Genomic DNA, 26,096 nt, shown 5'->3' on the forward strand with positions numbered 1-26,096 from the left:
GCCTTTTGTTTGGCTGCGGATAAACGTAATTTGGTCTATGATGAGGGCAGATTTTATTTGTAGTTTGGCGCGCATTGGCCGCTATTTCTCTACTGCCCAGAATAAAGGTTGTTCGTGTTTAAACGCATCTCCAAAAAACTTCTAACGGTGGCAACACGTTGGTTAAATAAGGATCTGTCGGTAGCGGATCGTATCGCCCTCACCGACTTTGATAGCTTGTTGGCTAACATTCGATTTGCAGATGTATTATTGGTTGAAGGTCAAACACGCGTCAGCAGTATTATTCGCACTATCACCATGAGCCCATGGACCCATGCCGGTATTTATATAGGTCCTTTGACAGGTATCCAAGATGAAAAATTACGCGAATTAATTCTGCAACACTATCCTGCTCAGCCTGATGAACCCTTGGTCGTTGAAGCATTATTAGGCCGTGGCACGGTGATTACTTCATTAGCAAAATACCGTGGTGAACATTTGCGCATTTGTAGACCTAAAGGTTTATCTAGCGATGATGCGCACGCTGTTGTAGCTTATTCTATTAGTCGATTAGGCACGGAATATGATGTACGCCAATTGATTGATTTAGCGCGTTTTCTTGCGCCTTACCCTTTTATTCCGAAGCGGTGGCATTCAACTTTGTTTGGCGAAAGTAAAATCGCTAAAACAGTGTGTTCGACCATGTTAGCTGAAGCGTTTGCGAGTGTGCGTTTTCCGATTCGGCCCATATTTCGTAAAACGGCTGCGGGTGATATCCGTATGTATCGACGTAACTTTCGTTTATATACACCGTCGGATTTTGATTATTCGCCGTATTTTGAAATTGTTAAAGCGCCAATTTTTGGCCAACAAACTCAGTTGGCTTATCGCGACTTGCCGTGGGAAGAACAAGACAGCGCCGAAACACTCCATGATGAAGAGTTACAGCACTCTGCAATAAAGCTCAAATAGTAAACTTACATTGTGTGAGTAGGACGATCTGCCTTGAGCGCACCGGCTAAATATCCTTCGATCTTATTACGCGTTTGACCATTATCTTGTTCGCCAAATTGCACACCAATACCGGCGGTTTTGTTGCCTTGTGCGCCAGCAGGCGTAATCCAAACGATTTTGCCGGCAACCGGTAACTTATCGGTCTCGTCCATTAAAGTCAGTAACATAAACACTTCATCACCCAATTTATAAGGCTTGCTGGTGGGAATGAATAAACCGCCATTTTTTACAAAGGGCATATAGGCGGAATATAACGCGCCTTTATCTTTGATCGTAAGTGAAAGTATCCCCTGACGAGTGCCAACTGCTGACATAAATGCTCCTAAGTAGTTACTGGTTGAGTAATATCGACCCAATCCAACATTAAACTTTCAAAAATCAATAAGCTGTTCGCATTAGTATTCAATAGCCGTTTTGCGGTGCGAAGCTTATCGATGTAATGCATAACTTCTGCTAAGTCTATCTGCTTGGCGAGGACTTGCAAGCTCTGGGCGAGTTCCGCTGACGACAAGGTTGATAATGACTGCTGACTATCCGCTTGCAGCAACGCAATATCTTCTACGCAACGCACTAACCAGCTTAAAACAATATCCGAATCACCTTCTAAGCATTGTTTCGCAAACTGTAAGGGATCTTCTTGCTGCTTAGCTACCCGTAAAAACTGGCGAAGTAATTTGTCACGTAAATTAAGCATACCGCTTTCGACAAGATGAACCGCATGCATAGGCGCACCTTCAGCAGCGTTTAATAACCCTTGAGGATCTTCATTAGGACAATGCTGTGTTAACCAGGTTTTAATGGAGGGAAATTCTGGTTGTTGGAAAACTAAACGTTGGCAACGACTGCGAATAGTCGGCAATAATCTGCTCGGCTCTGACGTTACTAAAATAATTAGCGTTTGTGGAACAGGTTCTTCCAAGGTTTTTAACAAACTATTAGCTGCATTTCGATTCATGCGTTCTGCGGGTGAAATGACGGCAATTTTATAATGCCCAAATTGTGAGGTTTGCGTAAAGCGTTCACATAAATCACGAATCTGATCAATTTTAATTTCTTTGCTGACTTTGCCTTCATCATTTACCTCGCGTTCAATGCGTAATAAATCGGGATGGCTGCCCGCTAAAGTCATTTTGCAGGCGTGACATTCGCCGCATGGCATTTGGCCAATGGGTCTTTCACATAATAAACCACGTGCAAATTCCATGGCGAAACTGGTTTTGCCGATGCCCGCTTGTCCTTGAAACAATAAAGCATGCGGCAAAGACTGTTGTGCTGCACGTTGTTGCAGTTGTGCTAATTGCGCCGGATGCCAATTTAAAAAACTCATAATGGAGATTTTTTCATAAAGAAGCAGAACTTATAAATTGCTGCAAATGGGTTTGCAATTCTTTTTGCACGATGTTTAAGTTTTGTGCTGCATCAACTATTCGGTAGCGAACTGGATCGCTAGCTGCACGCGCTAGGTAAGCCTCGCGCACTCGCTGAAAAAAATCAACAGCTTCGCGTTCGAAGCGATCTTTAGCGATGCCGCGCTCTGTTAGTCTACTCGTTAGTTGCGCGGGATCAGCGTCAAACAATAATGTTAAATCTGCTTTAAAATCTTGCAGGATAGTTTTTTCAATGGCGGAGATGGTATCAAATGCTAAACCTCGCCCGCCGCCTTGATATGCATAAGACGCATCGACAAAACGATCACAAATGACCCATGCACCTTGTTGCAAGGCGGGCTTAATAACGTCTTCTATATGTGGTGCCCGCGCTGCAAACATTAATAATAATTCGCTAAGTGGATGAATCTTTTCCTCTGGCGCTAATAACAATGCCCGAATTTTTTCGCCTAATTGCGTACCGCCTGGCTCACGTGTTAATACTACTGACAAACCTTGCGCCTGCAAGTAATCACGAATAAATATCGCGTTTGTGCTTTTACCAACACCTTCGCCACCTTCGAGTGTAATTAATTTTCCTATGGCGCTCATTTCGGTTTCTTTATTTTTCGTTGGAATTTGTCAACTGCTGCTTCATGATCACGTAGGTCTTTAGAGAAAACATGGGTGCCATTACCACGTGATACAAAAAACAAAGCATCACTATCCGCAGGATGTACTGCGGCATATAGGGCATCATGACCTGGCATTGCAATCGGGGTTGGTGTTAATCCTGCGCGAGTGTAAGTGTTATAAGCACCGTCTTTGCGCAAATCTTTTAAGCGAATATTGCCGTCATAAGTTTCGCCAATACCATAAATAATGGTGGGGTCTGTTTGTAAGCGCATATTTTTTCTTAAACGATTAATGAATACGGCTGCAATTAACGGCCGCTCATGCGCAGCACCGGTTTCTTTTTCTACAATGGAAGCCAATATTAATGCTTCATAGGCGTTGTTGAGTGGCAAACCTAGTTCGCGTTCTTGCCATATCATCCGCAAATTCGTGTCCATGGTTTTATACGCGCGGCGTAAAAAATCAACATCCGTTGTTCCACTAGGAAAACGATAAGTATCAGGGAAAAAACGACCTTCGGGATGTTCGCCCGCATAACCTAATTTCTCCATAATAAACTTAGGTGCAGCATTGTCAGGCAAAGTATGTTCGATGTAAGAACTGTTTTTTAATGATTGCCACAGTTCGCGGAAACTCCAGCCTTCAATAATAGTGAATTCATATAATATAACTTTGCCATTAACCCACATATCTAACGCTTCGGCGCCCGTTACACCAGGAGTTAGTCGGTAATCGCCCGCTTGTATTTTGTTGGCTTTGCGTAACACGCGCGCATAAATTCGTAAGCTGTACGTTTCTTTTAATACGTGATGTTCTTGTAATTGTTGAGTCACAGCTTGTAAATTGCTGCCAGCTGCGATACGTAAAGTATAAGGCTCACTTAAATGCAAGGGTTGATTGACTTTATGCAATAACAATAAAGTAATCACAACAATCACTAAAATACTGAGTTTAAATAAGCGAATAAGATTGCGCATGTTTGTCCTTAAAAGCCGAGCTGCTGCTGCGCTCGCTCCTGTAATTTTTGACTAATAGCAGTTTGAGAGTATAAGCGCGAATCTATCGATGACACCGCTACAATACCGTGTATAGCATTACTAATAAACACTTCATCTGCCGTTTTTAATGCGTCAGCTGGATAGCGGGCTATTCTGTAAGAGATATTAAGCGAGCTCGCTTGTTCTAAAATCCACTGCCGCATTACGCCAGCAACGCCGGCAAAGCCTAAATCGGGCGTATAAAGACAGTTATCGCTAACCCAAAAAATATTATGTCGCGTGCATTCAATAATAAAATTATCAGTGTCACAGACAATGCCCTCGTCTGCTGATTGCGTGCTTAGTTCTATGCTGGCCATGACTTGCTCGAGTCGATTTAAATGTTTTAAACCCGCAAGCAACGGCTGTTTGGCTAGCTGAGTATTTAGTTGCACCAGTTTGCGCGTGTTATTTTTTATTTTAGATGAATTTAAAGGCGCAACGCCAATGTAACACTGCGCAGCATGATTATCTGGCGTATAGGTTTTACTTGGGTCAATATTATTACTGCGCGTAACAATTATTTTTATTTTATATTCGCCCTGTTTTGACGTCAGTGCATTAATCTGATCAAGGATAGCTTGTTCGTTCAGCGCTTCAATTTTTAGTCGAATTAAACTTTGTTGTAATCGTTGCCAGTGTAATGACCACAGGGGCAATTTGCCATTTACAACACGAATCGTTTCAAAAACACCATCGCCATAGGCAAAGCCGCGTTCATTTAAGAACGTAAAGTTTGTTATGTCTGAATCTTCTTTATGAATACACCATTTCATGCATTAAGCCCTAACGCTCGCAATAAGCCTTTGGCTTTGCTGCGTGTTTCGTTTAATTCAGCAACAGGTTCTGAATCGGCAACAATGCCGCCGCCCGCACGTAAACGCACAATATTATTTTGTTGAACTAAGGTGCGAATCAAAATATTTAAATCCATAACGCCGTTTAAATTTAAATAACCTAAGCTGCCAGTGTAAGGTCCGCGCGCGCAACCTTCTAGTTGCGCTAAAATTTCCATGCAACGTACTTTTGGGCAACCTGTAATGGTGCCGCCGGGGAATACTGCGCGAATAATGTCACCCACGCTTACATTTTTGCGTAGACGTCCGCGGATGTTGGAAACAATGTGGTGCACGTGAGCATATGATTCAACGCTCATGAGTTCATTTACTTCAACGCTACCGGCTTCGCTGATACGGCCTAAGTCGTTGCGCTCTAAATCAATTAGCATAATATGCTCAGCGCGTTCTTTGGGCGTATCTAATAATTCTTGGATTAAGGCTTGATCCGCATCTGCAGTGCTGCCGCGTGGTCGTGTGCCGGCAATGGGTCGAGTGTCTACGAAACCATTCTGCACGCGCACTAAACGTTCCGGCGATGAGCTGATAATATTAAAATCCGCAAACTGTGCCAGCGCAGCAAATGGCGCGGGATTATGTTTGCGTAAGCGTTTATATAAATTACTAGGATTGACGGAATCGCTAAGCGTAATATTCCATTCCCGCGATAAGTTTGCTTGGAAAATATCGCCATTGTGTATATGGTTTTTGCAGTGCGCGATATTATTTAAATGTTGTTGTGCTGAATCTTCGTGAAGATGCTCGATTTTTAATTCATTAATGGCTTCCATTTTTTTATTGCATAACTGTATGTCGTTAAGAATTGTTTCAACAACATCTGCTGCCGATGTTTCATAAGCAATCCACCGTTGTTGCGTTTGATGATCGTGCACAAGAGCAACTTTATGGCGGACCGCTGCTGCGATTAAGGAATAATTTTTTTTGATATTGTGTGCGGCAACCCTCGGTTCAATTTGGCGAGCGAGTTCGTAACCTAAATATAAAAACCAGCCATTGGAAAATATTTCGTCATTGGGATGCGTAAAACTATGTTGTTCTTGAGCAAGCCATTGATCGAGTGCATTTAAAAAATTGCCCTGCTCCATATCAACGGGCGCTGAACCACTTAGATGCTCATGTTGACTATTGTGGCGCAGTTCTAAACGTTCGCCTGGAAACGCCAACAAAATATCGTAACGATGCCCGACGACATTGCCGGTGACGCTTTCGAGTAAAAAGGGATAACGTTGCGGATTTAGTTCGCACAAATCCGCCATGTCACAAAAAGGAGTTTCTAGTGGGTAGCGCATGAGCGAAACACCACGTCGCAGGTTTTAACTAATACGACGCAACGCCAATGTGCCGTTAGTACCACCAAAACCAAATGAATTGGAAATGACTAAATCGATTTTTAATGGTCTTGCAGTGCCTGGCACATAATCAAGATCGCATTCAGGATCAGGATTCACTAAATTGATAGTAGGTGGTGCAACTTGATCGCGAATCGCTAGAGCACTGAAGACGGCTTCTACACCGCCAGCTGCGCCAAGCAAATGCCCGGTCATTGATTTAGTAGAACTCACTGCTACTTTATATGCGTAGTCACCAAAAGCACCTTTAATGGCCATGGTTTCTGCTGCATCACCTGCCGGTGTGGAAGTGCCGTGCGCATTAATGTAATGCACGTCGGTAGGATTTGCTTTGGCATCGCGCAGTGCATTTAACATGCACGTTTTTGCACCTGAGCCATTTTCACGTGGTGAGGTCATATGATAAGCATCACCGCTCATACCATAGCCCGCTATTTCAGCATAAATTTTTGCGCCACGTTTTTTAGCGAATTCGTATTCTTCAAGCACTAATACGCCTGCGCCGTCACCTAAAACAAAACCATCACGCTCTTTGTCCCACGGACGACTCGCGGTTTGTGGATCATCATTACGTGTTGATAAAGCACGCGCTGCTGCAAAACCAGCTAGACCTAATGGGGAAGTCGCCATTTCTGCGCCGCCTGCAATCATCACATCAGCATCGCCGTATTGAATCATACGTGCGGCTTCACCAATGTTGTGGGTGCCAGTTGTGCAAGCGGTGACGATAGCGATGTTAGGGCCTTGAAAGCCATAACGAATTGATAAATTACCGGCAATCATATTAATGATGCTAGCCGGTACAAAAAATGGGGTAACTTTGCGAGGACCACCCGCTAATAAAATATTGTGCGTGTTTTCGATGTAAGGCAAGCCACCAATGCCTGAGCCAATCGCTGCGCCAATGCGGCCCGCATTTTCTTCTGTGACGACTAAACCAGAATCAGCAATTGCTTCTACTGCTGCGGCGAGACCATATTGCACAAAAATATCCATCTTGCGCTGTTCTTTGCGTTCGATGCCAAATGCTTCAGGATCAAAATCTTTTACGCCACAGGCAAAACGAACCGAATATTCTGACGCATCAAAATGCGTGATCGGCGCTGCGCCGGATTTACCCGCTAATATATTGTTCCAGGTGTCTTTGACGTTGTTGCCCAACGGAGTAATGCAACCAAGACCCGTTATGACGACGCGACGTTTTGACATATTGTTTGGCTCCTGATGACAATCGATTAACACTGAAAATGTTTTGCAGGGCGTGCATAGCGAAGAATATAACTATGCCAAACCCTATACATAAATATAGCCGCGATCCCGTGTGAGATAGCGGCTATAAGATATTACCACCGTACCGATTTATGAATGGCTAGTGACGTAGTTGATGGCATCCTGAACAGTGGCAATTTTTTCAGCCTCTTCATCAGGAATTTCCATTTCAAACTCTTCTTCCAGCGCCATGACTAATTCGACGATGTCTAGGGAATCTGCGCCAAGATCATCAACGAATGACGCAGCATTCGTGACTTCTTCTTCTTTAACGCCCAACTGTTCGATAACAATCTTTTTAACTCGTTCTTCCACGTTACTCATGGTCCAAAAGGCCTCCAAATATTATGCGGCTTTGCGCGGTCGCTATTGTAGTGAAAACGTCCTCAGCAATCTACTGTCTTGCTGAATTCAAATTCCCCGTTCTTGGGCTGACTGCCTGCGCAGTCTAGCTCATATACATCCCGCCGTTAACATGTAATGTTTCACCGGTGATGTACATCGCCGCAGGTGAGGCTAAAAAAGCCACGGCCTGAGCGATATCTTCTGCACGTCCCAAACGATTTAATGGGATTTGACTGATTAATGAATCACGCTGCGCTTCGGGTAAGTCGCGTGTCATGTCGGTATCGATAAATCCGGGCGCCACCACGTTGACAGTGATGCCTCTAGAACCGATTTCTCGTGCTAATGATTTGCTAAAGCCGATTACGCCCGCTTTGGCAGCGGCATAATTCGCTTGACCGGGATTACCTGTCGAACCAACTACGGAAGCGATGCTGATAATACGGCCTTTACGTGCTTTGGTCATGCCTCTCAATACCGCTTTAGAAACACGAAAAATGGAGGATAAATTTGTTTGGATAATGTCATCCCACTCTTCCGCTTTCATCCGCAGCAATAAGTTATCGCGGGTAATGCCGGCGTTATTAATTAATATGCTAACCGCGCCGTGATCTTTGCTGATGGTTTCAATCAACTGTTCGATTGCACTGTTGTCTTTAACATCTAACATTTTTCCGACGCCGTTTATTTCTTTTTCTTTCAAATAGTTAGAGATCTTTTGTGCACCAGTTTCTGATGTGGCGGTACCGATCACAAATGCTCCTTGACGGCCTAATTCCAGCGCGATCGCTTGGCCAATGCCGCGACTCGCGCCAGTGACTAAGGCTATTTCTCCGCTTAAGAAATTCATCCAGACTTCCCTTTTATTTTTGGTATTTAATCAAAGACTGCGAAAAGCATCGAGAGTTTGCTGCATGCCTTCAGTAGTGTCAGCCGCATAACCTTTTAACTCGCGATCAATCCGCTTGCATAAACCGGCTAATACCTTGCCTGGGCCTAATTCAGCTAAGTTGATAATGTCCTGCGCTTGAATATGTTTAATGGTGTCTACCCATAACACAGGACTGTGCAGCTGTTGTTGTAGCGCGCTAATGATATCCGCTGCACTGTTACGTGCCTGGGCATCAATATTATGCAATACCGGAATAGTCGGTGCTTTGACTTCAATGTTACGTAAATGTACGGCCAGCTTTTCTGCGGCTCCCCGCATTAAACTGCTATGCGAAGGTACGCTCACGGGTAATAAGCGCGCCATTTTTGCGCCAGCCGGTTTGGCTAATTCAATTGCACGAGCAACCGCGGCGCTTTGACCGGCAATCACCACTTGACCAGGCGAATTGAAATTAACCGCTTCAACAATGTCGCCTTGCGCCGCATCGCGGCAGAGTTGCCGCACTTGTTCATCTTCTAAGCCTAAAATAGCCGCCATAGCGCCTTGACCTTCCGGTACGGCTGCCTGCATCAGACGGCCGCGTTCCGCGACAATACGTAAAGCATCGGCATAAGCTATAGAGCCGGCCGCTACTAAAGCTGTGTATTCGCCTAAGCTATGTCCTGCTAAATACGCGGGCTGAGGACCTTTTAAACTTTGCCACACACGCCATGTCGCTACGCCTGCCGCCAACATTGCTGGCTGAGTGTATTCAGTTTTATTGAGTTTATCGTCTGGATTTTCGCTAATGATGTGCCACAAATCGTAGCCTAAGGCCTCTGTCGCTTCAGCAAAGCTTTCTTGCGCAACACTATGTGTGGCACGTAATTCGGCCAACATATTGACTGACTGGGAACCTTGTCCCGGAAACAAAATTGCAAAACTCATAATATCCTCGTGTGTACTGACGACTTAACGCAGACCTAATACGTCTTGCATATCAAACAAACCATGGGGCTTGGTATGTAACCAATGCGCCGCACGCATCGCGCCTTTAGCAAAGGTCATGCGACTACTGGCTTTGTGCGTGATTTCTACTCGCTCACCAATATCGGCAAACATCACCGTGTGATCACCGACAATATCGCCTGCGCGAATGGTTTCAAAACCAATCGTGCCTGGAGCACGTTCACCGGTATGACCTTCACGACCATACACAGCGCAGTTTTTTAAATCGCGACCTAGGGCTTCCGCGACTACTTCACCCATGCGTAAAGCAGTGCCGGATGGTGCGTCGACTTTATGACGATGATGGGCTTCGATAATTTCGATATCAACATCGTCACCTAAAACACGGGCGGCGATTTCTAATAATTTGAAGCAGAGATTGACGCCGACACTCATATTCGGCGCGAACATAATGCCGATAGTTTGTGCGCAGTCATTAATAATTTGTTTTTGAGCGTCATCAAAGCCGGTAGTGCCGATGACCATTTTTTTGCCGTGTTGACTGCAGATTTGTAATGCTTGCAGACTAGGTTCGGGGCGCGTGAAATCTACTAACACATCAAATTGATCAACAACCGCGAGGATGGAATCATTGATAACCACACCCACTTCACCGACGCCTGCCAGCAAGCCGGCATCCGTACCGATAATGCCACTGCCGCCACGTTCAAGCGCTGCGCCTAAGGTGAGTTCGGGATGTGTTTGACAAGCTTCGATCAAAGCGCGACCCATGCGACCGGCAGCGCCGTGAATTCCAATTCGAATCATAAGTATCGTCTACTTCGTTTATAGAATGCGCGTCATTATACGGAAGCCATGCCCATCGCGCAGCTTAGAGTTTCATATCATCAAAAAACTTTTTTACATGATCACGCCAGCCGCGTTCTTGGGGGCTGTGTTTGCCGTTATCTTTAGCCATGCTTTGTGCAAATTTATTCAGCAAATCTTTTTGCTCGCTGGATAAATTCACCGGAATTTCAACTTGCACTTGGCATAACAAATCACCGCGCGCGCCGCCGCGCACAGGTTTTACGCCTTTGCCGCGAATGCGAAAAACTTTATCACTTTGAGTTTCGCTAGGAATTTTTAATTTAACACGACCATCAAGCGTAGGAATTTCAACTTCACCGCCGAGTGCTGCAATCACAATACTGATGGGGACTAAGCATAAAAGATTGTTGTCATCACGTTTAAAAATGGCGTGCGCTTTAACATTAATCTGCACATATAAATCGCCGGCAGGGCCATTGTTCTGGCCTGCTTCGCCTTCACCGCTTAAACGAATACGATCTCCGGTATCGACACCGGCGGGTACTTTGACAGATAAGGTTTTATTTTTTTGTAAACGACCTTCACCGCGACAAGCATTACACGGATCGCTAATTATTTGACCGCGACCATGACAACGTGGACACGTTTGTTGTACGGAAAAAAAGCCTTGCTGCATACGTACTTGGCCAACACCACCACAAGTAGTACAGGTTTGTGGTTTGCTGCCCTTTTTCGCACCGGAACCGTCACAGGTATCGCATATTTCCATCGTCGGAATGCGAATTTTTACTTCAGTACCGTTAACGGCATCTTCTAGTGAAATATCTAAACGATATTGCAAATCAGCGCCGCGATAAACGCGATTACCGCCACGTCCACCACCGCCAAAAATATCACCAAACACATCGCCAAAAATATCACTGAAGTTACCATTGCCATGTTGCGCGCCAGCGCCGCCACCCATGCCACTTACGCCGGCATGACCAAATTGATCATACGCACTGCGTTTTTGGGAATCGGATAAAATTTCGTAAGCTTCTTTCGCTTCTTTGAATTTTTCTTCGGCTTCTTTCGAATCAGGATTGCGATCAGGATGATGCTTCATCGCTAAACGGCGATAAGCTTTTTTAATTTCTTCGTCACTAGCGTTTTTTGCAACGCCTAAAGTTTCGTAATAATCAGATTTTGCCATTGCGATCTCGTATCTAAAACACATTGCCCAATAGCAAAGCTACTGGGCAATGGTTAATCATCATGCCGGTCATTGTTTATAATGTCATAAACAAAAATTCTTATTTGTCTTCTTTTACTTCTTCGTAATCAGCGTCGACGACATCACCATCGTTATTGGCTTCTGTGCTTTGTGATGAATTCGCTTGTTCTTGATTACCCGCTTGTTGAGCATAAGCTTTTTGCGCTAAGTTACCCGCAGCTTCAGTTAAAGCCGTGGTTTTTTCTTTAATCGCATCTAAGTCATCATTTTTTAACGCTTCTTGCAATGCGCTAATCGCCGTTTGCACCGCTTGTTTATCACTGGTTTCTGCTTTATCGCCCAAATCCGTCAAGGATTTTTCGGCGGCATTAATCATCGTATCTGCTTGATTACGTGCATCGATGCGCTCACGCAATTTACGATCTTCTTCGGCATTCGCTTCTGCATCTTTCACCATGCGTTCAATTTCAGCATCGCTTAAACCGCTAGATGCTTTAATCACGATAGATTGTTGCTTGCCTGTGGCTTTATCTTTAGCCGATACGTTTAAAATACCGTTGGCATCGATATCGAAATTCACTTCGATTTGCGGTGTGCCGCGCGGTGCAGGCGGAATATCATTTAAATCAAAACGACCCAGTGATTTATTGCCAGAAGCAATTTCGCGCTCACCTTGTAACACGTGCACGGTAACGGCAGTTTGATTGTTTTCTGCGGTAGAAAATACTTGATTCGCTTTGGTCGGAATCGTGGTATTTTTTTCGATGAGTTTGGTCATGACCCCACCCATCGTTTCAATACCTAACGATAACGGGGTAACGTCTAACAATAATACGTCTTTAACTTCGCCGCCTAATACGCCACCTTGAATAGCAGCGCCAATGGCAACGGCTTCATCAGGATTTACATCTTTGCGCGGCTCTTGACCAAAGAATTCGCGTACTGCTTGTTGTACTTTTGGCATACGCGTTTGGCCACCTACTAAAATCACATCGGTAACCTGTTCAGCGGTCAAGCCTGCATCTTTTAATGCTTGTTTACATGGCGCAATCGTATTTTGAATCAAGTCATCGACTAATGATTCTAATTTTGCGCGCGTAATTTTTAGATTTAAATGTTTCGGACCGGTGTTATCTGCCGTAATGTACGGCAAATTAATGTCGGTCTGTGTGGCAGAAGATAATTCGATTTTAGCTTTTTCTGCCGCTTCTTTTAGTCGCTGCATAGCTAAAGGATCATTTTTAATATCAATGCCTTGTTCTTTTTTGAATTCAGCTAATAAGAATTCAATTAAACGGCGATCAAAATCTTCACCGCCTAAGAAAGTGTCGCCATTGGTTGCCAATACTTCAAATTGATGTTCGCCATCAATTTCAGCAATTTCAATAATAGAAATATCGAAAGTACCGCCACCTAAATCGTACACGGCAATTTTAGCGTCGCCACGATTTTTATCCATGCCGTAAGCCAATGCAGCGGCAGTAGGTTCGTTGATGATGCGCTTAACATCTAAACCTGCAATTCGTCCTGCGTCTTTAGTTGCTTGACGTTGTGAATCATTAAAATAAGCAGGAACGGTAATAACTGCTTCGCTGACGGTTTCACCTAAATAATCTTCTGCCGTTTTTTTCATTTTCATTAAAACGCGCGCAGAAATTTCCGGCGCAGCCATACGCTTGCCACGCGCTTCTACCCACGCGTCGCCGTTGTCAGCTTTAACAATTTTATAAGGTACTAATTGAATATCTTTTTGCACTTCTTTTTCATCAAAGCGACGACCAATCAATCGTTTGACGGCATAAAGTGTATTTTGTGGATTCGTAACCGCTTGGCGCTTGGCTGCTTGACCAACGAGAATTTCGTCGTCTTCCGCAAAAGCTACGGTGGAAGGTGTAGTGCGATCACCTTCGCTATTTTCAATTACTTTGGCTTTGCCACCTTCCATCACTGCTACGCAAGAATTGGTGGTGCCTAAGTCAATACCAATAATTTTACCCATGTTTAAATCTCCGCAAGCTTATGCTTAATAATTTGATGCCTCATATATAAGGCTCAGGTTGTGTATTTCAAGTCTTCAATGTGGTTTTAGTTAGCCGGTGCTTTAGCGATAACCACCAAGGCGGGCCGTAATAAACGTTCATGCAAGCGATAACCTTTTTGCAGTACTTGAATGATGGTGTTCGCGGGTTGTTCGGCACTTTCTTGCATAGACATGGCTTGATGCCAATCTGGATTAAACTTTTCATTTATAGGATCAAGCACTTTGATTTGATAACGCTCCATGGCTTGCGCTAATTGTTTCAAGGTCAAATCCACGCCTTCGCGCAAAGTGGCTATATCATTTGATTTATCCGCTGCGGCTAAGCCTAATTCCAAGCTGTCACGAACGCTTAAAATATCTAAAGCCATTTTTTCAATACTGTATTTATGCGCATTTTCTAAATCGCGCTGAGCGCGTTTTTGGGCATTATCCAGCTCCGCGCGGGCCCGTAATCCTTGGTCCCACTGCTCAGCAATTTTTTGCTGTGCCGCCGCCAGCTGTTCTTGTAATACGCTTAATTCAGAAGGTATTTCAGTTGAGTCGAGCTCCACTTGCACATGGGCTTCAGCTTGATCGAGCGGGCTTTGATCGACGGGTTGTTCTGCGGACATAACATACTCTTTTGACAATACGAAGTTCTAGTAACTGGGGCTAAATCCAAGGATTTCAAGGGCTGCTAAGGATTCAGCGGAGGCGCACTATATAAAAGATAACGATAATTTGCGACCCCATCCGGTCAATTCGGGATGCTTATTTATGATTGCTCAGACAATGCTGCACTGAGTAATTTGGCGGTGATGTCTACAATAGGAATCACCCGATCGTAAGCCATGCGCGTGGGTCCCACTACACCTAACACCCCAATTACTTCGCCACCGACAGAATATGGCGCAGTAATAACGCTGCAATCATCCAGCGCTTGGTAGCCCGACTCTTGACCTATATAAATCTGTACGCCATCAGCCTGCTGACAACGATCCAGTAAATGCAGAATGTCGCGTTTTTTATTGAATGCTTCAAACAATTGCTTGAGCTTTTCCATATCGGATAAATCTTTGACGTTCATTAAATTAGTCTGGCCATCAACAAATAAATCATCGCCGGTTTGTTGAGGATCTAATGAAAATACCTGCCCCGACATTTCAATCACGAGTTTCATCAAATGATTTAACTGTTCTTGCGCCTGCAACAAATCATGGCGTAAACGTTCTTGAATGCCGCCTAAATCACGACCCGAAAAATGCGCATTAATAAAATTCGCCGCTTGCTGTAATTCATCACGACTGTAATCACGATCTACATGTACGACACGGTTTTGAATTTCCTTGTCATTGACGATCAACAATGCCAATACCCGTCGATTGCTTAAAGGTAAAAACTCTACTTGGCGCAAAGCTGCCGCTTCAGGTCTAGGTACCATGACCAAACCCGCAAAGCGCGTGATATCGGATAACACCGTGCTCGCCGACTTTAGTAAGGTTTTGTTATCTCGCGTTAAACCCAGTTGTAATTTTAGGCTTTCGATTTCCACATCATGCAAAGGTTTGATGTTTAACATCGTGTCAACAAAGACGCGATAGCCTTTAGCAGTCGGAATACGTCCAGCAGAAGTATGTGGCGAGCGCACCAAACCCATGCCCTCTAAATCCGCCATCACATGACGAATCGTCGCGGGACTCAAATCCATCAACGAATCCTGCAATAAAGTACGTGACCCTATCGGCTCGCCGTCACGAATATAACGTTCAATCAGAGTTTTGAGTAATTGCTGTGAACGCTCATCTAAAGAATGAAACGTGGGGTCAGGATGAAAAACAGGAGAATCAGTCATAGTCGTATTCTGACAGATTAACGCATTACAGCAATATATTAGCGTTAAATGCTGAACAACTTCGTGTTTACTTGCTTATGCATTTCATACGCGCATTATTATTCTGGTCGCATATGCGGAAACAGTAAGACATCACGAATCGACGGCGCATTGGCTAACAACATCACCAAACGATCAATGCCTATACCCTCGCCTGCAGTAGGCGGTAAACCATATTCTAGGGCGCGAATATAATCAGCATCATAATGCATTGCCTCTTCATCGCCAGCGGCTTTTTCATCGACTTGCTTTTTGAAACGTTCAGCTTGATCTTCCGGATCATTTAATTCTGAAAAACCATTCGCAATTTCACGGCCGCCGACAAAAAATTCAAAACGATCAGTAACAAAAGGATTGTCGTCGTTGCGCCGCGCCAATGGTGATACTTCAGCGGGATATGCAGTTATAAAAGTCGGTTGACGTAATTTTTCTTCAGCCGTTTTTTCGAATATTTCAATTTGAATTTTACCTAAACCATAAGTAGGTTTCAGCGCAATACCAATACTTTTTGCATACGCGCTGGCGCGACTCAGATCGTCGATGTCATCACCGCTAAGTTGCGGATTAAATTTTAAAATCGCTTCGCGCACGCTCATGCGTACAAACGGTTCAGCAAAATCATAGCGCTCATCTTGATATTGGATTTTGCTGCTGCCTAAAGTTGTTTCAGCTAATTTACGCAGCATGTCTTCAGTAAGATTCATCAAATCGTGATAATCAGCATACGACTGGTAAAACTCTAACATGGTAAATTCTGGATTGTGGCGAGTCGACACGCCTTCATTACGAAAGTTTCGATTGATCTCGTAGACTTTTTCAAAACCACCTACGACTAAACGTTTTAAATATAACTCTGGCGCGATGCGCAAATACAGCGTCATATCTAAAGCATGATGATGCGTAACAAAAGGTCTTGCGGTTGCGCCACCCGGAATAACTTGCATCATCGGTGTTTCAACTTCAACAAACTCTAGACCATTTAAATATTGACGAATAAAGTTAATCACGCGCGTGCGCAAATGAAACACTGCACGGGCTTCTGCGTTCATGATTAAATCAACATAACGTTGACGATAGCGTTGTTCTGTATCAGACAAGCCATGGAATTTTTCGGGTAATGGCCGTAGCGATTTAGTTAATAATTGTAAACTGTCAATTTTTACGCTGAGTTCACCGGTTTTAGTTTTAAACAAGACGCCTTGGGCGCCGACGATATCGCCGATATCCCACGTTTTAAATGCATCGTAAACACCTTCTGGCAAACTATCGCGCTGGACAAATAATTGCACTTGACCTGACATGTCTTGTAAGTGAGTAAAACTAGCTTTGCCCATTATGCGTTTCGCCATCATGCGGCCTGCTACCGCTACACGTAATTTAAGCGCTTCTAATTCTTCCGCGGTTTTATCATTATATTGCGTATGTAATTTTGCAGCTAAAGCATCGCGCCGAAAATCATTGGGATAGGCTTGACCTTGTTCGCGCAATTTTCCTAATTTTTCGCGACGCAATGCGATGAGTTTATTTTCATCCGGTTTTTCAACGGTCGAGTCAGCGGCTTCGTGATTTTTATCGGTCATGATTTATAATCCAGCTTTTAAACTTGCTTCAATGAATTTATCCAAATCACCGTCTAAGACGGCTTGAGTATTAGAGGTTTCGATATTAGTACGCAAATCTTTAATTCTTGATTGATCTAATACATATGAGCGGATTTGACTGCCCCAGCCAATATCCGACTTACTATCTTCTAGTGCTTGTGACGCGACATTACGTTTTTGTACTTCTAATTCGTAAAGTTTGGCTTTTAATTGCTTCATCGCCGTATCGCGATTTTTATGTTGTGAACGATCGCTTTGACATTGCACAACTGTATTAGTAGGCACATGCGTGATGCGAATAGCCGATTCAGTTTTATTAACGTGTTGTCCGCCGGCGCCGCTGGCACGATACACGTCAACGCGTAAATCAGCCGGGTTAATTTCAATATCAATATCGTCATCAATTTCAGGCGATAAAAACACCGCGCTAAATGACGTATGACGACGATTGCCAGAATCAAACGGTGATTTACGGACTAAGCGATGCACGCCGGTTTCGGTGCGTAACCAACCATAGGCATAATCACCATCCACTTTAATCGTAGCGCTTTTAATACCTGCTACTTCACCGGGTGATAGCTCAATAATTTCTGCTTTGAAACCTTTAGCTTCTGACCAACGCAAATACATACGCAATAATATTTCGGCCCAGTCTTGCGCTTCGGTGCCGCCGGAGCCGGCTTGAATATCAAGGAAGGCATTATGACTATCCATTTCGCCGGAAAACATACGACGAAATTCTAAAGCAGCGACGCGTTGTTCGCATTGCGCTAAATCAACGGCGATGGATTCGATAGTGTCGATGTCATTTTCGGCGCGTGCTAAGGCTAAGAGTTCAGCGGTATCGGCGATTTGTGCGGCGGTGTTGCCAATGACGTTTACAATAATTTCTAAGGCTGCGCGCTCTTTGCCTAAGGCTTGCGCGCGTTCGGGATTATTCCAGATGTTGCCTGTTTCCAGTTCGCGATTAACTTCTTCTAAACGTTCTTGTTTGGCGGCATAGTCAAAGATACCCCCTGAGCGAATCTAGGCGCAGCGTTAAATCGGCAATATGAGCAGTGACGGCGTTAATTTCGAGCATAATTTTTATCTACTGAGTTTTTTCTAGAAGACACGATGCGCGTCATGATACACGAAATAGGCGGGCAATTACTAACGCTGCTTAATCGGCCGCTTCAATATGGGTGATTTGTAATTGTAGTTTTCGTTGGTCTGTATAGAAGTTAATATCAAGTTTATAACTTGCACGCACACGTTGAATATTTTGCCAGCTTTCTCCCGTTTCATTAAATGCAATGGCGTCGAATACACGGCCCGCTAAATTTAGTTTTAATTTGAGATGCGATTCTCCGACAATTCTACGTTCCACTACCTCAAAATACCCATCAAATATAGGCTCAGCGAAACGCTGCCCCCATGGTGCGGCATCACGTAAGACTTGCGCTGTTTCTAAAGTGAGATCGGCGGCATCTAATTCACCATCGGACCAAATAATGGCTTCGCCTAATTCAACATCTTGTGCGTAATATTCCACCGCTTGTGCAAAGGCCGCCTGGAAATCACTTAATGCACTCTGCGCAATCGTTAAACCTGCCGCCATTGCATGACCACCAAAACTTTGGATTAAACTCGGATACTGCGCATGCACCCATTCCAAACAATCGCGAATATGCACGCCTGGAATTGAACGCGCCGAGCCTTTAATAAAATTCATTTGTTCACTGGGCGCAAAAGCAATCACCGGACGATGAAACGTTTCTTTAATTCGCGCTGCTAAAATACCAATAACGCCCGGGTGCCATTCGCTATCGAACAAAGCCAAGCCCGCTGGCAATTTCGCGCCTGCCAGTTTTTTGATGAGCGCAGATAATTTATCCAATGCTTGCGTTTGCATGTCACGCTCAATGACGCGCCGTTCTTTATTAAACGCATCCAAACGTTCAGCTAATTGACGCGCTTCGTTCGCATCATCAGTCAATAAACAACGAATACCTAAAGCCATGTCATCTAAACGCCCGGCTGCATTAAGCCGCGGCGCAACTACAAAACCTAAATCACTAGCGAGCAATTCTTGTGCTGAACGTCCGGCTACAGCTAACAAAGCCTGAATACCCGGTACACATTGTTTCGCTCGTATGCGACGTAATCCTTGTTCAACTAAAATGCGATTGTTGTGATCGAGTGGCACCACATCGGCAACCGTGCCGAGTGCGACTAAATCTAACCATTGGGCAAGATTAGGTGCTATTCGTGTTTCGTTAAACCATGCACGTTTGCGTAAAGCAGCGCGCACCGCAGACAAAACATAAAATATTACGCCGACACCCGCAAGATTTTTACTTGGGAAAGTATCATTCGGTAAATTTGGATTTACGATAACGCGCGCGGCGGGTAAATGTGCGCCCGGTAAATGATGATCGGTGATAATGACGCCGATCCCTGCTGCATTCGCAGCAAGTACTCCCGCATGACTAGAGATGCCGTTATCAACAGTCAGTAACCAATCTGGTTTTCGTTGCGCGGCTATCGCGACAATTTCGGGCGTTAAACCATAACCAAATTCAAAACGGTTAGGCACTAAAAAATCAACTTGTTGCGCTCCCATTGCGCGTAGCGCGCGTACCGCTAACGCACTGCTCGTTGCGCCGTCGGCATCAAAGTCGCCCATAATTAAAATGCGTTGATTGCTTATGATGGCGTCAGCTAATAATTCGGCAGCTTGCTCTAAACCAGACAAAGCTTGCGCATCGTATAATTTATTTAAGCTACAATTTAATTCGTCAACTGATCCAATGTGACGATGGGCTAAAACCTGACGTAAAATTGGATGTACATCGCTGGACCAAACGAGTTGATTAACAATATTGCGACGTTGAATCTTTTTATGGATGTGAGACAAGGCAAGTTATAAATCAAAAAATAGCGCTTAACAATTAATCAAGCAGCACTATAACGAGCACTGCGCAAGATTCGTTTAATGCGTTGGACTAATAATTGGCGTTGCACGGGTTTAAATAATAATTTATTGCGCGGCACGTCATGATATTCCAACAACCATTCTGCATCATAACCAGAAACGTATAATACGTTTAATTGCGGATACACTGCATTGAGTTGTTGATATAACTTAACACCAGAACCGTCGGGCATTACTACATCGCTAAGCAATAAACTAATTTCCGAACCACATTCTTGCATCAGCGCTCGTGCTTCAGCGGTGCCACCCGCAGAAAATACTTTAATGTTCGCTGCACGCAAGGCCGTTACCATAAAAGTACGTACGGTCGAATCATCTTCAACGATTAATACTGCACCTGTGTCATTAGCTAATTTAATATCCGATGTAATAGATGATGCGCCTACTAATGGCGCGTGCGCTGCTTGCATGTCACGCGCTGGCAGCTCCAGAATAAAACAACTGCCTTTCCCTAACGTGCTTTTAACACTAATGCGCCCTTCATGCTGTTTCACTAATGCATATACCGTCGACAAACCTAATCCATTGCCTTGTTGTTTAGTCGTATAAAAGGGTTCGAAAATACGCTGTAATTGTTCTTCGCGCATGCCAGTACCGGTATCTGTCACTTCCACAATCACAATGGGTTGCGCATCTTGATTAGGTGCACGGCGTGTGTAGACATCAAGCGCTAAACGTCCGCCATCGATCATGGCATCTTGCGCATTTAAAGCAAGATTCATAATAATTTGATCAAGTTGGGTTGCATCAAACCAAATCATCGGTAGTTGAGCTGCGCAATTAATTTCCAAACGAATATCTTCGCGCAATAAACGTCGCAACATGGGTTGCAATTCATGTAAGCAACGATTGATGTCTAAATATTCTGGTGATATGGGTTGTTTACGAGCAAAAGCTAATAATTGCTCGGCTAAATCACGCGCGCGTTCACCTGCGCCTAAAATTGCTTCGACGTATTCGCTAGCGGTGCTATTCGGTGTTGATTGTTCTTGTAATAATTCAGCGTAACCTAAAATACCGGAAAGCAAATTATTAAAGTCATGCGCAACGCCGCCGGCTAAATTACCAATGGCTTCCATTTTTTGCATCTGACTTAATTGATCTAATGCGGTTTGATATTCGGTAATATCTTGTGCAGTGCCGACAATTAAACGGACACGCCCATCAGCGTCGCGCTCATAAATTGAATCGCGACTATGAAACCATCGCCATTGACCATCATTTGCTTTTAAACGGTAAGTTGCTTCTAGGGGTGTTTCATTGTCATTGGAATGCAGCAACGCAGCAAAATGTTGTTCCATATGTGCCGCATCATCGGGATGCATTACGGCGGGTAACAACTCGCCACCCATATCTATAAGTTGCTGGGTGCTGTAACCCAACACCTGCAAAGCACCTCTACTATTAAATAATGTTTTACGTTCAATGACGTCGAACAAATAAATAGCGTTCGGACTCGTATCATAAATGGCTTTGACAAAGCGGACTTGCTGCTCAACTTTTGCATCAGACCACAACCACTCAATTGCGTGAGAGGTAGATCTATTGTCGGTGATAACCGATAAGTTGCCCGAGTGGGTGGTGCGTGATTGATTACTGCCGGCATTGTCTTTCATTAATACTCCTGGCAGCCCCTGCCCGAGCTTATAGTTTGGCTAATGAGTATATATAAGTATGAATTTGGTCGGGACGGCAGGATTTGAACCTGCGACCACCACACCCCCAGCGTGGTGCGCTACCAGGCTGCGCTACGCCCCGACAAAGCGGGCGCATTATAACCAAAAAACATCTTAACGTTTTAAGATTTGCAAGATCTCTTCGAGTTCAACGCGGATCTGGTGAATAATTTGTTGGCTTTGAGAGGTGTCGTCTTTTGCGGTTTCGCCGGATAACTGCAAACGCGCGCCGCCGATAGTGTAGCCTTGGTCATATAATAAACTACGAATTTGCCGAATCAGAATCACATCATGACGTTGATAATAACGGCGGTTACCACGACGCTTAACGGGTTTAAGATGTGAAAATTCTTGTTCCCAATAACGCAATACATGCGGTTTGACACTGCACAACTCGCTGACTTCACCAATTGTGAAGTAACGTTTGTTAGGTATCGCAAGTAATTCGTTATTGTTGCTGGCTTCCAGCATACGCTTCCACTCGTGCTTTCAGTTTTTGTCCTGGCCGGAATGTCACTACGCGCCGCGCTGAGATAGGTATCTCTTCGCCCGTTTTAGGATTTCGGCCGGGTCGTTGATTTTTGGTACGCAAGGTAAAATTACCAAAACCTGATAACTTTACTTCATCACCTTTAGCTAAGGCGTCGCGCACTTCGATAAAAAATAACTCCACCAATTCCTTGGCTTCACGCTTGTTCAGTCCGAGTTCATCGAACAGCATCTCGGCCATTTCAGCTTTGGTGAGTGCCATGTTAACGCCTACTCCCTCAAGATCGCGTTGAGATCTGCCCGTAGTGCAGCGAGAATAACGGCCACTGCCGCATCCACCTCATCGTCGGTAAGAGTGCGCGAAAATTCCTGTAAAATCAAGCCCATCGCGAAACTTTTTCGACCAGGTATCACGCCTTTTCCAGCGTAAACATCAAATAAAAGCACGGATCGTAAACTGCTAATGCCTATTTTCTGCACGCTCGCCAAGACCGCTTGCCAGTCGCAGTTGTGATCCACGATGATGGCCAAATCCCGGCGAATGGCAGGGAATTTGGAAACATCAGCAGCTTTTGCTACCGTGGGCTGATTTAATAAAGGCGCTATATCGAGTTCAAACGCATAGACCGCGCCTTCTATATCAAGTGCTGCCAAATTAGCAGGATGCAAAGCACCGACTACACCGATGACTTTATCCGCACATTTTATATAGGCTGCGGAGCCGGGCTGCCACGGCAATAACTCGTTCATAAGCGGTTCAAATAAAATATCGCGCAAACCAGCAGCGGCGAGCAAAGCTTCGATGTCGCCTTTAATATCATAAAAATCTAACTGTGGTTTAGCTGCTTGCCAGGATTCCGGTTCACGACTACCCCATCGCAAAGCCGCTAAGGTTGGCGTTTGACTAAGTTGATTATGTGCATCTAATTCAAAGCGCAAACCAGCTTCAAAAATTTGTAAGCGTTTTTGTTGGCGATTTTGATTGTAAATTAATGTTTGTAACAAGCCCGGAATTAAGCTCGTGCGCATCACCGCCATTTCAGACGAAATCGGATTGCGTAAAGCAAGATTAATCCGCTGAGGTAATAGAGGCTGCTGCAAAACGGGATCAACAAAACTGTAGGTAATAACTTCTTGGAAACCGCGCGCTATTAATAAATGGCTTAAACGACGTTGGCGATTTTCACCCGCATCGGCACGCACACGTGCGCGTAGCATGGGCATACGACGCGGCAAATTATCGTAACCATGCAAGCGCGCTAATTCTTCGATCAAATCTACTTCACGCGCCATATCAAAACGAAAAGTCGGTGGTGTTACCTGCCAACCATCAGCCACACGCTGCAGTTGCATACCAAGACCACTGAGAATTTGTTCCACCTGCGTTTGCGGGAATGGCATTCCAAGTATTTTTTCAATGCGCATAGTGCGCAAATGAATGGTCGGCCGCGTTAGATTAGTATTGTTAACATCGATTACGGGGCCTACTTGACCACCCGCTAAGCCACAAATTAATGTCGTTGCACGCTCTATTGCTAAACGCTGAATCGCGGAATCAACACCACGTTCGAAACGCTGCGATGAATCGGTATGTAAATTATATTCGCGCGCTTTACCTGCTAATGCATCTTGAGTAAAGCACGCGCTTTCTAGAAAAATATCGGTAGTGTTCTCTGTTACCGCTGAGGCTGCACCGCCCATGATGCCGGCTAATGCTAATACACCCTTGTCATCCGCAATGACTAAAGTATCTGATTTTACTTCAATGGTTTGACCATCTAATAACGCCAAACTAATGGCCTGTTTCAGTGTACGAACATGAATGCCGCCGTGTAATTTCTGCAAATCAAACGCATGCATAGGCTGCCCGATTTCTAACATTACATAATTACTTATATCAACGACGGGATGAATATTACGTATACCGGCACGACGTAATCGTTCCGTAATCCAAATAGGCGTTTGAACGTTTTCTAATTTTAAATTACGAATTACGCGGCCCACATACACAGGACAGGCATCACGCGCTTCGATATTAATTTTTAAAACATCGTCAATCGTCGGGGCAAACGGAGTAATCGCAATGTCTTGCAAAGACAAATTATTCAAAGTCGCAATTTCACGTGCAACCCCTCGAACGCTTAAGCAATCACCTCGATTCGGCGTGACATCAATTTCTATAATGTTATCGTTTAATAATAGATATTCGCGAATGTCTTGACCGACAGGCGCATCACTGGGCAATGCCAATAATCCATTTGAGACTTCCGCTAAACCTAATTCTACTGCTGAACACAACATACCGAAGGACTCAACGCCGCGTAACTTGCCCTTTTTAATATTTAAACCATTCGGCAAATTAGCGCCAATCATGGCTAATGGCGCTTTCATTCCTTGCGCAGCATTCGCTGCACCACACACGATTTGCAATAGTTCTGTTTGACCAACATCAACACCACACACGCGTAAACGATCTGCATCCGGATGTTGGCTGATGGTTTTTATTTCAGCCACAACTACATTATCAAACATGGGGGCAACAGCAGAGACGCCATCTACTTCCAAACCCAAGCGATTGAGTTGGACCAGCAACTCGTCCGTCTTAATAGCGGGATTTACAAATGTTCGTAGCCAAGCTTCACTGAATTTCATAGGTTCATCAACAGAGTATTTTTAAATCATGCTATTAAGCGAATTGCGCTAAGAAACGCGCATCGTTTTCGAAAAACATACGTAAATCGGTTACACCTAAACGCAACATCGCTAAACGCTCTACGCCCATTCCGAAGGCATAACCCGTATAACGTTCGCTATCAATATTACAATGGCGAAAAACTTCAGGATGCACCATGCCACTCCCTAATACTTCTAGCCAGCCCGTGTTTTTGCAAATACGACAACCTTTACCAACACAATGTACGCATTGAATATCTACTTCAGCAGAAGGTTCAGTAAACGGGAAATACGAAGGACGATAGCGTGTTTTTAAGTCATCACGTTCAAAAAAAGCTTTTAAAAATGCATCCAGCGTGCCCATCAAATCTGCAAAGCTGACATCTTCATCAACTAACAAACCTTCAACTTGATGAAACATCGGCGTGTGTGTGACATCAGAGTCACAACGATAAACTCGTCCGGGTGCAATAATGCGTAATGGCAATGGTTGATTTTTCATAACGCGCACTTGCACAGGCGAAGTGTGCGTGCGCAATAATAAACCATGCTCAACATAAAATGTGTCGTGCATGGCACGTGCGGGATGTGTTTTTGGAATATTTAAGGCTTCGAAATTATGAAATTCATCTTCTACTTCTGGGCCTTCTTCTACACTAAAACCAAGCTCCGCTAAAATATCGACAATGCGATGTAACGTTTGCGTAATGGGGTGCCATGCACCGCTCGCAATATGACGTCCCGGTAAAGTGACATCAATCGTTTCTGCACTTAAGCGTTGTTGTAATGCGGATTGTTCTAATATTATTTTGCGTGCATCTAAAGCTGATTGCAGCGCATCTTTTAATTCATTAATTTTTTGACCCGCAGCTTTACGTTCTTCGGCTGGCATTTCGCCTAATGATTTTAATAATGCGGTGACCGAACCTTTTTTGCCTAGATATTGCACGCGCAATTGATCTAACTGCGGTAAATCAGTTACTGCGGCAATGGCTGTTGTGGCTTCTGTATTCAGTGCATCAAAAATATGTGGCATGTATCAATCCTGAAGGA

24 protein-coding genes and 1 tRNA gene are annotated in these 26,096 nt (G+C 44.4%); 1 reads left to right on the top strand and 24 read right to left on the bottom strand.

Annotated features, from left to right (window positions below; genetic code table 11):
• Positions 1–114 precede the first annotated feature (114 nt).
• The gene (locus H0W44_06465; protein MBA3582081.1) at positions 115–951 is read left to right on the top strand and encodes a hypothetical protein; all 837 of its coding nucleotides are present in this window, start codon (positions 115–117) and stop codon (positions 949–951) included.
• A 5-nt stretch (positions 952–956) separates the two neighbouring features.
• Here H0W44_06465 and H0W44_06470 read toward each other — a convergent pair whose 3' ends face one another.
• From H0W44_06470 to pheS, 24 genes are all read right to left on the bottom strand, one after another.
• Entirely contained in the window at positions 957–1,307 is a 351-nt protein-coding gene (locus H0W44_06470; GenBank protein MBA3582082.1) for a PilZ domain-containing protein, read from the bottom strand.
• Positions 1,308–1,315: 8 nt separating this feature from the next.
• A complete protein-coding gene (locus H0W44_06475) occupies positions 1,316–2,320 on the bottom strand; it encodes a DNA polymerase III subunit delta' (GenBank protein ID MBA3582083.1) in 1,005 nt (334 codons plus the stop codon).
• 13 nt (positions 2,321–2,333) lie between these two features.
• On the bottom strand, positions 2,334–2,972 hold the full coding sequence (locus H0W44_06480) for a dTMP kinase (GenBank protein MBA3582084.1): 639 nt from the start codon (positions 2,970–2,972) through the stop codon (positions 2,334–2,336).
• On the bottom strand, positions 2,969–3,973 hold the full coding sequence (gene mltG / locus H0W44_06485) for an endolytic transglycosylase MltG (GenBank protein MBA3582085.1): 1,005 nt from the start codon (positions 3,971–3,973) through the stop codon (positions 2,969–2,971). The genes H0W44_06480 and mltG overlap by 4 nt, the downstream gene beginning before the upstream one ends.
• A gap of 8 nt (positions 3,974–3,981) precedes the next feature.
• Positions 3,982–4,809 carry an aminodeoxychorismate lyase gene (pabC, locus tag H0W44_06490; GenBank protein MBA3582086.1) on the bottom strand — a complete coding sequence of 276 codons (828 nt, stop codon included), beginning with the start codon at positions 4,807–4,809 and terminating at the stop codon, positions 3,982–3,984.
• Positions 4,806–6,146, bottom strand: coding sequence for an aminodeoxychorismate synthase component I (locus tag H0W44_06495; GenBank protein ID MBA3582087.1), 1,341 nt, complete (start codon positions 6,144–6,146; stop codon positions 4,806–4,808). Before H0W44_06495 ends, pabC begins: the two co-directional genes overlap by 4 nt.
• A 57-nt stretch (positions 6,147–6,203) precedes the next feature.
• Positions 6,204–7,448, bottom strand: coding sequence for a beta-ketoacyl-ACP synthase II (gene fabF / locus H0W44_06500; protein ID MBA3582088.1), 1,245 nt, complete (start codon positions 7,446–7,448; stop codon positions 6,204–6,206).
• A gap of 150 nt (positions 7,449–7,598) precedes the next feature.
• On the bottom strand, positions 7,599–7,832 hold the full coding sequence (gene acpP / locus H0W44_06505; GenBank protein MBA3582089.1) for an acyl carrier protein: 234 nt from the start codon (positions 7,830–7,832) through the stop codon (positions 7,599–7,601).
• Positions 7,833–7,956: 124 nt separating this feature from the next.
• A complete protein-coding gene (gene fabG / locus H0W44_06510; protein ID MBA3582090.1) occupies positions 7,957–8,703 on the bottom strand; it encodes a 3-oxoacyl-ACP reductase FabG in 747 nt (248 codons plus the stop codon).
• A gap of 30 nt (positions 8,704–8,733) precedes the next feature.
• Complete coding sequence (gene fabD, locus H0W44_06515) at positions 8,734–9,672, bottom strand: ACP S-malonyltransferase (GenBank protein ID MBA3582091.1); 939 nt, start codon at positions 9,670–9,672, stop codon at positions 8,734–8,736.
• 24 nt (positions 9,673–9,696) lie between these two features.
• On the bottom strand, positions 9,697–10,500 hold the full coding sequence (gene dapB / locus H0W44_06520) for a 4-hydroxy-tetrahydrodipicolinate reductase (protein MBA3582092.1): 804 nt from the start codon (positions 10,498–10,500) through the stop codon (positions 9,697–9,699).
• A gap of 64 nt (positions 10,501–10,564) precedes the next feature.
• Positions 10,565–11,695 (bottom strand): molecular chaperone DnaJ, encoded by a 1,131-nt coding sequence (gene dnaJ, locus H0W44_06525; protein ID MBA3582093.1) that lies wholly within the window; start codon positions 11,693–11,695, stop codon positions 10,565–10,567.
• A 100-nt stretch (positions 11,696–11,795) separates the two neighbouring features.
• The gene (dnaK, locus tag H0W44_06530; protein ID MBA3582094.1) at positions 11,796–13,715 is read right to left on the bottom strand and encodes a molecular chaperone DnaK; all 1,920 of its coding nucleotides are present in this window, start codon (positions 13,713–13,715) and stop codon (positions 11,796–11,798) included.
• Positions 13,716–13,801: 86 nt separating this feature from the next.
• A complete protein-coding gene (gene grpE, locus H0W44_06535) occupies positions 13,802–14,368 on the bottom strand; it encodes a nucleotide exchange factor GrpE (protein MBA3582095.1) in 567 nt (188 codons plus the stop codon).
• Positions 14,369–14,511: 143 nt separating this feature from the next.
• On the bottom strand, positions 14,512–15,588 hold the full coding sequence (hrcA, locus tag H0W44_06540) for a heat-inducible transcriptional repressor HrcA (GenBank protein MBA3582096.1): 1,077 nt from the start codon (positions 15,586–15,588) through the stop codon (positions 14,512–14,514).
• 98 nt (positions 15,589–15,686) lie between these two features.
• A complete protein-coding gene (lysS, locus tag H0W44_06545; GenBank protein MBA3582097.1) occupies positions 15,687–17,207 on the bottom strand; it encodes a lysine--tRNA ligase in 1,521 nt (506 codons plus the stop codon).
• Between the two features lie 3 nt (positions 17,208–17,210).
• A protein-coding gene (prfB, locus tag H0W44_06550; GenBank protein MBA3582098.1) for a peptide chain release factor 2 occupies positions 17,211–18,309 on the bottom strand; the annotation gives its coding sequence in 2 pieces (ribosomal slippage) (positions 17,211–18,233 and positions 18,235–18,309; 1,098 coding nt in all).
• 81 nt (positions 18,310–18,390) lie between these two features.
• The gene (gene recJ, locus H0W44_06555) at positions 18,391–20,118 is read right to left on the bottom strand and encodes a single-stranded-DNA-specific exonuclease RecJ (GenBank protein ID MBA3582099.1); all 1,728 of its coding nucleotides are present in this window, start codon (positions 20,116–20,118) and stop codon (positions 18,391–18,393) included.
• Positions 20,119–20,165: 47 nt separating this feature from the next.
• The gene (locus tag H0W44_06560) at positions 20,166–21,821 is read right to left on the bottom strand and encodes a PAS domain-containing protein (protein ID MBA3582100.1); all 1,656 of its coding nucleotides are present in this window, start codon (positions 21,819–21,821) and stop codon (positions 20,166–20,168) included.
• A 65-nt stretch (positions 21,822–21,886) separates the two neighbouring features.
• Positions 21,887–21,963: transfer RNA gene (locus H0W44_06565), tRNA-Pro, on the bottom strand.
• A 32-nt stretch (positions 21,964–21,995) separates the two neighbouring features.
• Positions 21,996–22,352: a MerR family transcriptional regulator gene (locus tag H0W44_06570; GenBank protein ID MBA3582101.1), complete on the bottom strand. Its 357-nt coding sequence runs from the start codon at positions 22,350–22,352 to the stop codon at positions 21,996–21,998.
• Positions 22,330–22,632: an integration host factor subunit alpha gene (ihfA, locus tag H0W44_06575; GenBank protein MBA3582102.1), complete on the bottom strand. Its 303-nt coding sequence runs from the start codon at positions 22,630–22,632 to the stop codon at positions 22,330–22,332. Before ihfA ends, H0W44_06570 begins: the two co-directional genes overlap by 23 nt.
• An 8-nt stretch (positions 22,633–22,640) precedes the next feature.
• A complete protein-coding gene (gene pheT / locus H0W44_06580) occupies positions 22,641–25,022 on the bottom strand; it encodes a phenylalanine--tRNA ligase subunit beta (protein ID MBA3582103.1) in 2,382 nt (793 codons plus the stop codon).
• A 34-nt stretch (positions 25,023–25,056) separates the two neighbouring features.
• Complete coding sequence (gene pheS / locus H0W44_06585; protein MBA3582104.1) at positions 25,057–26,079, bottom strand: phenylalanine--tRNA ligase subunit alpha; 1,023 nt, start codon at positions 26,077–26,079, stop codon at positions 25,057–25,059.
• Positions 26,080–26,096: the final 17 nt, after the last annotated feature.

Source organism: Gammaproteobacteria bacterium (genome assembly GCA_013817245.1).
Classification (GTDB): domain Bacteria; phylum Pseudomonadota; class Gammaproteobacteria; order HTCC5015; family HTCC5015; genus JACDDA01.

What these genes read in the sequence shown, in the direction of transcription:
- H0W44_06470 (MBA3582082.1), bottom strand. Translation starts at nt 1,307, where the DNA reads ATGTCAGCAGTTGGCACTCGTCAGGGGATACTTTCACTTACGATCAAA.
- H0W44_06475 (MBA3582083.1), bottom strand. Translation starts at nt 2,320, where the DNA reads ATGAGTTTTTTAAATTGGCATCCGGCGCAATTAGCACAACTGCAACAA.
- H0W44_06480 (MBA3582084.1), bottom strand. Translation starts at nt 2,972, where the DNA reads ATGAGCGCCATAGGAAAATTAATTACACTCGAAGGTGGCGAAGGTGTT.
- mltG (MBA3582085.1), bottom strand. Translation starts at nt 3,973, where the DNA reads ATGCGCAATCTTATTCGCTTATTTAAACTCAGTATTTTAGTGATTGTT.
- pabC (MBA3582086.1), bottom strand. Translation starts at nt 4,809, where the DNA reads ATGAAATGGTGTATTCATAAAGAAGATTCAGACATAACAAACTTTACG.
- H0W44_06495 (MBA3582087.1), bottom strand. Translation starts at nt 6,146, where the DNA reads ATGGCGGATTTGTGCGAACTAAATCCGCAACGTTATCCCTTTTTACTC.
- fabF (MBA3582088.1), bottom strand. Translation starts at nt 7,448, where the DNA reads ATGTCAAAACGTCGCGTCGTCATAACGGGTCTTGGTTGCATTACTCCG.
- acpP (MBA3582089.1), bottom strand. Translation starts at nt 7,832, where the DNA reads ATGAGTAACGTGGAAGAACGAGTTAAAAAGATTGTTATCGAACAGTTG.
- fabG (MBA3582090.1), bottom strand. Translation starts at nt 8,703, where the DNA reads ATGAATTTCTTAAGCGGAGAAATAGCCTTAGTCACTGGCGCGAGTCGC.
- fabD (MBA3582091.1), bottom strand. Translation starts at nt 9,672, where the DNA reads ATGAGTTTTGCAATTTTGTTTCCGGGACAAGGTTCCCAGTCAGTCAAT.
- dapB (MBA3582092.1), bottom strand. Translation starts at nt 10,500, where the DNA reads ATGATTCGAATTGGAATTCACGGCGCTGCCGGTCGCATGGGTCGCGCT.
- dnaJ (MBA3582093.1), bottom strand. Translation starts at nt 11,695, where the DNA reads ATGGCAAAATCTGATTATTACGAAACTTTAGGCGTTGCAAAAAACGCT.
- dnaK (MBA3582094.1), bottom strand. Translation starts at nt 13,715, where the DNA reads ATGGGTAAAATTATTGGTATTGACTTAGGCACCACCAATTCTTGCGTA.
- grpE (MBA3582095.1), bottom strand. Translation starts at nt 14,368, where the DNA reads ATGTCCGCAGAACAACCCGTCGATCAAAGCCCGCTCGATCAAGCTGAA.
- hrcA (MBA3582096.1), bottom strand. Translation starts at nt 15,588, where the DNA reads ATGACTGATTCTCCTGTTTTTCATCCTGACCCCACGTTTCATTCTTTA.
- lysS (MBA3582097.1), bottom strand. Translation starts at nt 17,207, where the DNA reads ATGACCGATAAAAATCACGAAGCCGCTGACTCGACCGTTGAAAAACCG.
- H0W44_06560 (MBA3582100.1), bottom strand. Translation starts at nt 21,821, where the DNA reads ATGAAAGACAATGCCGGCAGTAATCAATCACGCACCACCCACTCGGGC.
- H0W44_06570 (MBA3582101.1), bottom strand. Translation starts at nt 22,352, where the DNA reads ATGCTGGAAGCCAGCAACAATAACGAATTACTTGCGATACCTAACAAA.
- ihfA (MBA3582102.1), bottom strand. Translation starts at nt 22,632, where the DNA reads ATGGCACTCACCAAAGCTGAAATGGCCGAGATGCTGTTCGATGAACTC.
- pheT (MBA3582103.1), bottom strand. Translation starts at nt 25,022, where the DNA reads ATGAAATTCAGTGAAGCTTGGCTACGAACATTTGTAAATCCCGCTATT.
- pheS (MBA3582104.1), bottom strand. Translation starts at nt 26,079, where the DNA reads ATGCCACATATTTTTGATGCACTGAATACAGAAGCCACAACAGCCATT.